Source organism: Mesorhizobium sp. M1163 (assembly GCF_040318415.1).
Classification (GTDB): domain Bacteria; phylum Pseudomonadota; class Alphaproteobacteria; order Rhizobiales; family Rhizobiaceae; genus Mesorhizobium.
On the sequence record NZ_JAMYMF010000082.1, the window covers coordinates 1 to 8864 of the forward strand.

Consider the following 8864-nt stretch of genomic DNA (forward strand, 5'->3'; position numbering starts at 1 on the left):
TGAAGCCGCAGCCGACAGGTCGGTTGCCAGATCGCTCGAACTCTCGCGTCAGCCAATCAGCGTCGCCATAGCCGCCGCCGATAAGACCAAGCCCTCCGGCTGAACTGACCGCACCTGCGAGTTCCCCGCCCGATGCGAATGCCATCGGCGCGCTGATGATCGGATGCTGCAGTTTAAGCCGATCAGTGAGACGGGTTACGATGCGCATCATCACTCCAACAGATTGCCTTGAGTATCGCAGGTTCGGTTGATCCTATCGAGCCCCGCTCAGCGCCCCGCGATTAACGGCAACCAGAGCCGCCAGCGCAGTCGACCGACGGTTATGAGTCCGGACCCTAACCCATCAGCAAACTTACGACCGGGCTTCGAGCCCGTCACCGATCGATCCAATGGCGCTGCGGTTACCTGGACGGACCTGAAAACCAGCCTGTCACAGCCTTAGCTTCGGTCCATCCTGCAATGCGGCACAAAGCAGATTTCAAGATCATGCGCGGCGTGAGATCTGCGTGGCCATCATCCTGAATCTCGTAGGCGCCAAATGGGCCTCGGCACATGAGGTCACTAACACTCTCGGTCTCTTTAGCCGCAGGCGGCAGTGAGCTCGGCTCAGCGCTCGTAATCGTTATCATTTGAGCGCTGGGTCTTGCGGTCCTGCTCTTCCGACTGCCGTGCCTTCTGTTTGTTGGCGTCCTTCTGCTTGGCTGCCACCTTCTCCTGCTCGGCGCCGGTGCGCGGCTGCTCCGGCTCGCGGGGATCGTCTCGAGTTGGAAGGTCTCGCCCTCGCGGCTCGCGCTCGGGGATCGGCTCGCCACCGCCACCACCACGACGCTGCTGCTGCCGCTCGAATTGTAGCCGCGCGAGACGGTCGTGCATCTTGTCGTTCACCTCTTCACGATACTGTTCGAACTGTCCTTGATGGGCCGGCGGCAGCGTCTCGCGCATGTTGTCCAGAGCCTGATTGACGCGGGCCATCTGACGCCGCATTTCCAAGGGGGTTTGCGCCATGTTCAAATCTCCTAGCAGTGCATTCAATTCTCTCATACCGGGATGGGACAGGAAAGACTTTTGCCCCGATTGATCAGCTCCGCGACCCGCGGCAGGACCTGGCTGCCCCTCCCCTGTCCGGTCGCGACGGAACTGCAGAAAATTGTTGCCGATCGACTCCGCTGCCGTGAGAGCCTGACCGACTACGCCCGCGGCCCGCATCGTCGTCACAGTCTTTTGCCATGCGGCAGCGATAGCATCGCCGTTCACGACAAGGGATTGCCCATCCAAACGGCGTTGCCGCTTGGCCTCCACCCGCTCGATCGTCCTGGCGCTGACCTGGTAGCGCGGATCGCTCTGGGCGCGGCTGTAGGCTCCGGCATGCTCCTTCGTGAACGGACGCGTCATCGCATGGTCCATGCGCCGCGTCGCCACCATCGCAATGCCGTTCTCGCGTGCCTTTTCAGCAAAGGCCTCGCGCCAGGCCACCAGATCTGGCTTGTTGAATTTGAGGCGCTCGCCGTCGGCAGAGCGTGCCTGCACCATCGCATGGATATGGACGTGCTTGGTGTCCTTGTGATGCGCCAGGACGAACTTGTATCCTGGCGCTCGCTCCTCGAGCACGGCGCGCGCCGCAGCCATGACGGCGTTGGCATCGGTGCCGGCTCTTGCCGAGAAAAGCAGGTGATAGGCATTGCGCCGCTCACGCCCCGAAAACTGCGGGCGCCATTGTTCATAGATCGAAGCCGCCGCCTTGGTGGAGCTTTTCACAGCAGGCACAGGCTCGCCATTTGCGTGGCGGATGTGGCTGTGGGTGCGGATGAACTTCTGCAGGAAATATTTCGCTTTGGGTTCACGGCTCACGGCCGCCGTTACCTCTGCCTTGGCGACCACCCCCGCCTCGCCCATGGCTTCAGACAGGCGCGCTTCGATCTTGTCGAGCGCCTTGCTGCGCGAATTTTTTTCCCGACCGCCGGCGAGCACCTTGGCAAGCGGTCCGGCCCGCTCATCGGTATGCGCGTAAACCTCCACCGTCTGTCCATCCTGCGCATAGATGAACGGTTTTGCCCCGAAGGCCTTGCTCAGCGCCTCGCTCAAGGCGGCATCGGTGACCTCGCTAGCGAGATCGAAGCGAACCTCGATAAAATTGGTGTTTTCCAAGGGCGGTTCGAACGTCTCGCAAAACGATTCCAGGAACGCCTTTCTTGCGGCACCTGTCGCAAGCACCTGCCCGTCCTCGTCGAAAATCTCGATGTCGTGTTTCTCGCCTTTTTCGTCCTCGCGCTTCCCGATGTAATTGAGCAGCCGGGCGGCAGCTTCCTTGGTCGATGGCGGATTGGGCATGACCTTGAACACGGCAGGCTGCGCGCCCGCCGCATAGCCTGCCCGTGCCGCCACGGCCCGCGCCTGATAGCCCGTCCGCGCCGCTCGTGCCGTACCGCTCGGACGAACAGCACCACGACCACCGCCGCCGCGCCGCTTCCAGTCTTCCTCCTCCTCTTCCGGCCGGAAACCGGCGAGCGTGACGCCATAGATCATGATCGGCGCGCTAGCGGCCTTGGGCGAACTCGCAGCAGCAGTGGACTTCGGTGCCCTGCTGGACATGGAGCTCCCCGCCGCCCCCAATCCTCCCGGCGACGAACAATGGGCGCTCCTGCCGCCACCTGCCGTCGAGCCGCCTCCTTGCCCGAGGCGTCCGCCGCCACCGGTCCGCTCATAACTCTTCATCACCTGGAATTCACCGGCCGCGCGTCGGACGCCCGTCACGGACTTGTCGTCGTCGAGCTCCTCACGCTTCACGCCGGACTCGCCCCGCAGATAGCGTTCGATTTCGGCCGCGTAGCCAGCAAGACGACCGCTCATGGCCTGGCCTCCCTCGCCTTGCGTGACCCGCCAGTCATCGCCTTCAGTTCCTCGCGAAACTGCCGCACCAGGTTGCCCACGGCGACCAGCGCCTGTTCAAGATCCTCATCGTGGGCAACACGGCCGTCGTTCATGGCGCGCACGGCCTGATTGAAATTGATGCCAACGCGCCGCAGCTGATCGGTCATGTCCACGATCGCCGGCCGCAACGCCTCTGATGCGATAGGCAGATGCCCGACCTCTGCCCGCACCAGACGCCGGACGACCTCGCTGACGGTAACGCCGTCTCGCTCCGCAATGGCTTTAAGGTTGGCCAGCTCGTCAGCCGAAAACCGGATGTGCGTCACCTCGCCGTAGCGTCGTGACGCGTTCTGTACCGCTGCTTTCTGGGCGCCTGCATCCATCTCTCAAGCCCGCTTGCGGGCGCTAAGGCCCGACAGGGCCGCGCCGCCTATTTTGTGTGTATCACAAAATAGGCTATCCTGCCAGAGGAGATGGAAAAGGACAAAGCCGACGTTCCTTTCTCACCAGCCCAGTTGTCAACCGCAGCGGGCCGGTCGCGATGTGTTTCCATCGTGACTTGATGTAGTGTGTCTATGATGCGTTGAGGACTTGTTTCCATGTTAACATGGAAACATCCGCCCTCTGATGCGTAGTCGGAAATGCGTAGTCGGAAATGCGCAGTCGATGGGCCACCGGACCTATTCCTTCGCTGCAGATAGCAGCTGCGCAAAAACCGCACCGTGAACGAGCCCTTATTGGTGCGCGCCTGGGTTGCCAAACCAGTCTTCCCCGTTGACTATGTCACCATGTCTCGACCGTGATATTGTTCCATGTTGACTTGTTTCCATGTTAACATGGAAACAAGGAGACAACGCCGGAAGGAGGCCCCCATGATCATATCCGCTGCGATCCCCAAGGGCGGCACTGGCAAATCGACGATGCTGCGCGCCCTCGCATCCGTCGCGCTGCATCGGGGCTATTCGGTCACCCTTATCGACGGCGATCGGCGGCAGAACATGAATCGCTGGTTCCAGATGCTGGGCGACGCTGGCAATTGTCCTGACACGCTCCAGATAGTGAGCGCGATGACCCCGCAGGAAATCCTCCGCGCGGCAGCCACTCACAACGGTGAACGCTCGGTCGTCTTGATCGATACGGAAGGCACCACAAACGATAACCTCATGGCCGGGCTCTTCGCCGCCGATATTGTCGTCGTGCCGGTCTATTTTGCCCTCGACGATGTGACCGCCGCCATCCAGATCACCGACCACTACATCCCACTGGCGGTCGAGAGCCGGGGGAGACCGTTGCCAGCGATATTCGTGCTGACCAAGCAGACCATCATCGATGGCAGGGCGCGAGCTCTGACCGAACTGCGCGCCATCATCCAGGCCAACGGCACGCCCATTGCAGAACACGTCCTGCACAATCGCGTTGCCTACCGCGACCTTCAGACCGGGCAGACCCTTTACAGCCCCGAGCTGCCTGACGCGAAGGCGGTTGCCGAGAGCGAAGGGGTCTTTGACGACCTTCTGCAAACCTTCATCGAAGCCACAAGGAACGCGGCATGAGTGAAGAAACCGCGCCGAAACCCGGTGACGACAAGAAAGCCCGCATGATGAAGGCCATCTCCACGCAGCCGCCAGCGCTGCCGAGCCTGTTCATCCCACCAAAGGTCGAGACGTCAGGGACCAGGCAGCAAGCTACGCCACAGATGCAGGAACCGACAAAGCCGTCCCCGGCAGCCGGGCCCGATTTTCGCAAGCTGCTGCGGCAGGGTCAGAAAAAGGACCCCATCGCCGGAAAGAAGATTCGCGAGGAGGAGATGATCCGCTGCGGTTACTACCTGACGGCTGCGGAGCAGCGGCAGTTCAAGTTGCTGGCGATCAGCAACGGGCACAGCATGACCGAACTGCTGCGAAAGGCTGTGCAGGATTATATCCGCATTCATAAGCACAAACTGCCGAAGGAATAATCAGCGGTCGGGAGTCGCTATCGCATGCCGCGACGGGTGATGTTCGTGGCTCTTTTGCGACGCGCAAAAAAAGGGCCCGCGACGGAGCACTCCGTCGCGGGCCCTTGAGACGTGTTTGCCTACTTGGGTTGGTTGAGGTGTTTCAGCACCTCGCCGAGGATTGCGTCTCGCACCGGACGCCCGCTGGCTGCCGCTTTGTCGTCGACCAGCTTTGCGGTCAGTTTGGGCGACAGCGGCATGAAGTCGTAGCCGTGTGAGATGGCTGCATGGCGAAGATCCTCAAGCGCTTCGGACGCGTGATCGCGGGTGCCAAGCCAGAGCGCGGACTCGTCGGTCACTTCGTGGGGGAACGCTTGCAGGAAGTAGGTGCGAAGCGGTGGGTCGTAACCGATGACAGCGTCTGGATCCGAGCGGACTTTTCCGGTGACGGTGCCAGTGACAGTGATGGTGTAGCGGCTCATTGCAACCTCCTTTTGCCGGTGGGGAAGCCGGCCCCTCGAGGGGCCGGCCACCAATGCCTCACTGGGGGTTGTTCCAGAGGATGACCTTCTTGTTTTCCTCGCCACCCGGGGCGGGAGCGAGATTGCCGAAGATGACGCCGATCTCGGGGGCCTCCAGCTTGACCGAGAGGTATTCCTCGCCCGAACGCTGGGAGATGCGGTGCCAGCCGGCTCCGATCTCGAAGCCCGTGCGCTTGTTGACGATCCGGTAGTCGGGGGCGTCCTCGCGCGACTTGTTGGTGTTCGGGATGAGGGTGATCGGGGCATTGACCCGGAGCGTGGCGAAGACGCCTTCCATCGAGCCGTCGGCCTTGGTGGTGAGGTTTGCGATCGTGGTGGCCATGGTAGTTCTCCTTCGGTTGCATCGGGACCATTCCCGATGGCGCCAAAGGAGAGGGCCGTCCTGCTGCGGTCATCTCGGCGAAAATTCTGGAAAATTCTATTTGCCCAAAAATAGCGGGCAGGCCCTTCGCCTGCCCGCAGACAAAAAACAGAAATCGAATTTTCCTGAATATTCGCCGAGTGTACCCCCAACGGGGGTTGACCGCACAAAGCAGGCGGTCGTCTACAAAGGCGACATGAAACGGGAATGGCCCCGGATGCGGCAGATGGACAAGACCTCAGGCCGCCATCGCTTGACCGCCGACGCAATGCTGCCGGATCGCAGGAACAGGCTGCAGCCTCTCGGGTCATGTCGCCTGCGTCGTCAATGCCTCAAACAGCAGCATGGCGCGTGAACCGCCTAGCGCGTTCGGTATGGCGTCACAGCGGTTTCGAGATCGGAGCCGACTGGCAGCGAACTTCACGCCCTCTGGGCGATGCCTCGCAGCCAGGTTGGATGACCAAGCAAGCCAGGATGTTCGGCACACTTTCACCCGCTTCAGATGCGAGACGGGTCAAGATGAACCATCCGTACAACGCCCCGCGGCTCTGCGCGTGGACCGGTTTCGAAAGGGGCCGGCTCCGTCCGCTCATACAAGTGGTTAGGCGGCGAGGAGCCGGATCACATATCGGATTGAACCCGCAGGGCCTGTCGGCAGGACCGCATCCATCATCCTGGCAACGTTAGACGCTCATCCGGCGTCATGCGGGCTTCGGCTTGGCGGCGAATGTCCGGATCAGCATGGCGGAGCATCGCGCACCAGTCTTCCACATTGTACGTGGTCGCCATCCGGCCCCTGGCCAGATCGTAAATGACGCACGGCTTGTTCGCGATGGCGAGCCGAAGCACGTTGACGGCCGTGCCCGGTGATGCGCCGTCCCAGACCATCATCCCAAAGTCGGCGCGCCGCACCATCTCCCGGTCCTTGGCGGCGTGGAACCAGTGCTCGTGAGCTCCTTCAGGAGAAGGAACATGGTAGGCGGCCCAGTCGCCCAGATTGTTGCGGGGTTCCTTGCCGGCATGGAAGACCCCGACGTGCTCGTACTTGTAGCCGGCGAGCAGGCCCTGCGCCTCGGCATCGGCTCCAGGCGCGTCGCCAACCAGCACGCCGTGCTCGGCAGCAACGATTGCGCCGATGCGAGCGATGGCAGGTTCCGGCAGCTCGAATATGTCGCGTGATCCACCTATGAATATCATCGACATGGTGACTTTCCCTTCTCTCCCGCGTCCCCCGCCCCGCGCCGGCCGCCCTCTCCCCTGGCCCTGCGCGAGGGATCGTCACCCGAAGGCCGAGACGGCAAAGCTGGCTCGGGAAGCGGCGGGACGCCGCGACGAGAGCCCGGCCGGCCGCAGGCCGGCGCGCCCGGATCCTGCAGCTGCCGGAGGCGCTACGCGCATCTGGCTAGTTGCGCTTCGCGCTTGGAGCTAGTGGTCTTTGTCGGCCAGCCAGAGGCTCACGTCCTGGATCGAGCGCATGGCCGCGAAAGAGAACGTCAATCCAGACGGCTGACGCGGCGGCCCTCGCTGCGCCCTTCGATAAAGGCGCCTGCGATTTTCATCATGAATGCCTTGCTGAAACGACCGAGGGGCTTACCGTCGGCTTCGATGTACCAGGAGCGTTCGGCAATATCGTAGTTGTATTCGTCAACCACGATCCAGCAGCGTTTGAGATCGGTCAGACCGGCGCGGCGGCACTCGATAGTGGAGATTTCCAAACCGACCCGATCGCTGGTTGGTGGCTGGGTGGTTATCGCCAGGAGCGCGAGATGGGTCAGGCCATCTCTTGCGCCGCGGACAGCGATGACCACGCAGGTGGGCCGGCTCTTGCGGTCTTCCGTCTCGCCGCGCTCGTGTTGCCATGCCCAAAGATACGGGTAGGAGATCACCTGACCAGGCAGGAATCTACCGCTCCTCATCGTATCCTTCCCCGCGCGCCAATCGGTCGATCTCGGCGGCGAAGAGTTCCGTGTGTTCCTCCGGCATCTCGGAGACACGGTATGCGCGGCGGGGATCGCCGCCGATGCGCATCCGTTCGTAGTGCTCGTAACTCATCAGCACGAACCGGGGTTTCCGGTGCTTGGTAAGAATAACGGGTTCGCGGCTGGCAACGTCGGTGACGTCGCCAACCTGCTTGTTGAGATCCCCCGTCGTGAACTGGCGCATGGCTGGACTCCTTATCGATCTCCATATTATCTGGATTTTCTAGATTTGCAAGAAAACGGCGCTCACGCGCCGTCCTCCGCGAACCGCCACACGGGGATGCCGAGCCGACGCGCCTTGTCGGCAAGGTTCTCGGTGATGCCGGAGCCGGGAAAGACGATCAGGCCGTAGGGCACCACCGAGAGAAGCTGGTCGTTGCGGCGGAACGGAGCCGCCTTGGCGTGCCGGGTCCAGTCCGGCTTGAAGGCGATCTGGGTGACCTTGCGGTTCTCGGCCCAGCAGGCGGCGATGCGTTCGGCGCCACGCGGGCTGCCGCCGTGGAGCAGGACCATGTCGGGATGCTTCTCGCGGGCCTTGTCGAGCGCGTTCCAGATCCGGTCGTGATCGTTGCAGTCGAGACCACCGGCGAAGGCAATCTTGGTGCCGGCAGGAACGAGCACCTCGGTTTCGGCGTGGCGGCGGGCGGCGAGGAAGTCTCTGGAGTCGATCACCGAAGCGGTCATCGCCTGGTGGGAGACCTTGGAGCCGGTGCGCGGCCGCCATGCCGATCCGGTTTGTGCCTCGTAGAGGTCGGCAGCCTCATCGCGCATGATTTCCAGCACGTTGCGGCGCTCGATGTAGGTGATGCCCTCGGCGGTGAGCCGTTCCAGCTCGACCGACTTCACCTCGGAACCGTCCTGTTCCTGCTGGCTCAAGCGCTGGGCCTCCTCGTTGCGGTCGAGGCTGCGGGCGACGCGCTCGGCGGCACGGTGGAAGACGTTTGCGAACGACCAGAGCAGGTCGTCGAGATCGGGTTCGAGCCTGGTGTCGCCGAGCATGCCGGCCAAGGTCTCGACGATCCCGGCGAGGCCAGTCCGGATCACCTCGTCGTCGGGAAGTGGCCGAGGATCAGGTTCGTCCTGATGCGGACGGTGGCCGTACATCTGCAGTTCGAGGATGACGCGGTCGGTCGGCGAGGAGGCGTGGTAGGGCTCGTAGGCGTCGTCGAGAGGAAGCT

Annotated in this window: 11 protein-coding genes; 2 read left to right on the top strand and 9 right to left on the bottom strand. The window is 62.5% G+C overall.

Annotated elements, in window-relative coordinates; all coding sequences use genetic code 11:
- The 3 genes from NKH43_RS34675 to NKH43_RS34685 form a co-directional block, all read right to left on the bottom strand.
- Positions 1 to 208: nitronate monooxygenase (locus NKH43_RS34675; protein WP_352861979.1), on the bottom strand; the 208-nt coding region annotated here is incomplete at its 3' end.
- A gap of 398 nt (positions 209 to 606) precedes the next feature.
- Complete coding sequence (locus NKH43_RS34680) at positions 607 to 2847, bottom strand: relaxase/mobilization nuclease domain-containing protein (RefSeq protein WP_352622188.1); 2241 nt, start codon at positions 2845 to 2847, stop codon at positions 607 to 609.
- A complete protein-coding gene (locus NKH43_RS34685) occupies positions 2844 to 3251 on the bottom strand; it encodes a hypothetical protein (protein ID WP_023723225.1) in 408 nt (135 codons plus the stop codon). The genes NKH43_RS34680 and NKH43_RS34685 overlap by 4 nt, the downstream gene beginning before the upstream one ends.
- Before the next feature lie 489 nt (positions 3252 to 3740).
- Between NKH43_RS34685 and NKH43_RS34690 the strand changes: the two genes are divergently transcribed.
- The gene (locus NKH43_RS34690) at positions 3741 to 4421 is read left to right on the top strand and encodes a nucleotide-binding protein (RefSeq protein WP_352468592.1); all 681 of its coding nucleotides are present in this window, start codon (positions 3741 to 3743) and stop codon (positions 4419 to 4421) included.
- Positions 4418 to 4825, top strand: coding sequence for a hypothetical protein (locus NKH43_RS34695; RefSeq protein ID WP_352468574.1), 408 nt, complete (start codon positions 4418 to 4420; stop codon positions 4823 to 4825). Before NKH43_RS34690 ends, NKH43_RS34695 begins: the two co-directional genes overlap by 4 nt.
- Positions 4826 to 4944: 119 nt before the next feature.
- On the opposite strand, the gene NKH43_RS34700 is transcribed toward NKH43_RS34695, so the two are convergent.
- From NKH43_RS34700 to NKH43_RS34725, 6 genes are all read right to left on the bottom strand, one after another.
- A complete protein-coding gene (locus NKH43_RS34700) occupies positions 4945 to 5286 on the bottom strand; it encodes a hypothetical protein (protein WP_352468575.1) in 342 nt (113 codons plus the stop codon).
- A gap of 58 nt (positions 5287 to 5344) precedes the next feature.
- Positions 5345 to 5668: a DUF736 domain-containing protein gene (locus tag NKH43_RS34705; RefSeq protein ID WP_006205585.1), complete on the bottom strand. Its 324-nt coding sequence runs from the start codon at positions 5666 to 5668 to the stop codon at positions 5345 to 5347.
- A 708-nt stretch (positions 5669 to 6376) separates the two neighbouring features.
- Positions 6377 to 6910, bottom strand: coding sequence for a TIR domain-containing protein (locus NKH43_RS34710; protein ID WP_023723229.1), 534 nt, complete (start codon positions 6908 to 6910; stop codon positions 6377 to 6379).
- 290 nt (positions 6911 to 7200) lie between these two features.
- A complete protein-coding gene (locus NKH43_RS34715; protein WP_031195560.1) occupies positions 7201 to 7623 on the bottom strand; it encodes a hypothetical protein in 423 nt (140 codons plus the stop codon).
- On the bottom strand, positions 7610 to 7870 hold the full coding sequence (locus NKH43_RS34720) for a type II toxin-antitoxin system prevent-host-death family antitoxin (protein ID WP_352468578.1): 261 nt from the start codon (positions 7868 to 7870) through the stop codon (positions 7610 to 7612). Before NKH43_RS34720 ends, NKH43_RS34715 begins: the two co-directional genes overlap by 14 nt.
- 62 nt (positions 7871 to 7932) lie before the next feature.
- Positions 7933 to 8864: DUF2493 domain-containing protein (locus NKH43_RS34725; protein WP_352861977.1), on the bottom strand; the 932-nt coding region annotated here is incomplete at its 5' end.

What these genes read in the sequence shown, in the direction of transcription:
- NKH43_RS34715 (WP_031195560.1), bottom strand. Translation starts at nt 7,623, where the DNA reads ATGAGGAGCGGTAGATTCCTGCCTGGTCAGGTGATCTCCTACCCGTAT.
- NKH43_RS34705 (WP_006205585.1), bottom strand. Translation starts at nt 5,668, where the DNA reads ATGGCCACCACGATCGCAAACCTCACCACCAAGGCCGACGGCTCGATG.
- NKH43_RS34720 (WP_352468578.1), bottom strand. Translation starts at nt 7,870, where the DNA reads ATGCGCCAGTTCACGACGGGGGATCTCAACAAGCAGGTTGGCGACGTC.
- NKH43_RS34685 (WP_023723225.1), bottom strand. Translation starts at nt 3,251, where the DNA reads ATGGATGCAGGCGCCCAGAAAGCAGCGGTACAGAACGCGTCACGACGC.
- NKH43_RS34695 (WP_352468574.1), top strand. Translation starts at nt 4,418, where the DNA reads ATGAGTGAAGAAACCGCGCCGAAACCCGGTGACGACAAGAAAGCCCGC.
- NKH43_RS34690 (WP_352468592.1), top strand. Translation starts at nt 3,741, where the DNA reads ATGATCATATCCGCTGCGATCCCCAAGGGCGGCACTGGCAAATCGACG.
- NKH43_RS34680 (WP_352622188.1), bottom strand. Translation starts at nt 2,847, where the DNA reads ATGAGCGGTCGTCTTGCTGGCTACGCGGCCGAAATCGAACGCTATCTG.
- NKH43_RS34700 (WP_352468575.1), bottom strand. Translation starts at nt 5,286, where the DNA reads ATGAGCCGCTACACCATCACTGTCACTGGCACCGTCACCGGAAAAGTC.
- NKH43_RS34710 (WP_023723229.1), bottom strand. Translation starts at nt 6,910, where the DNA reads ATGTCGATGATATTCATAGGTGGATCACGCGACATATTCGAGCTGCCG.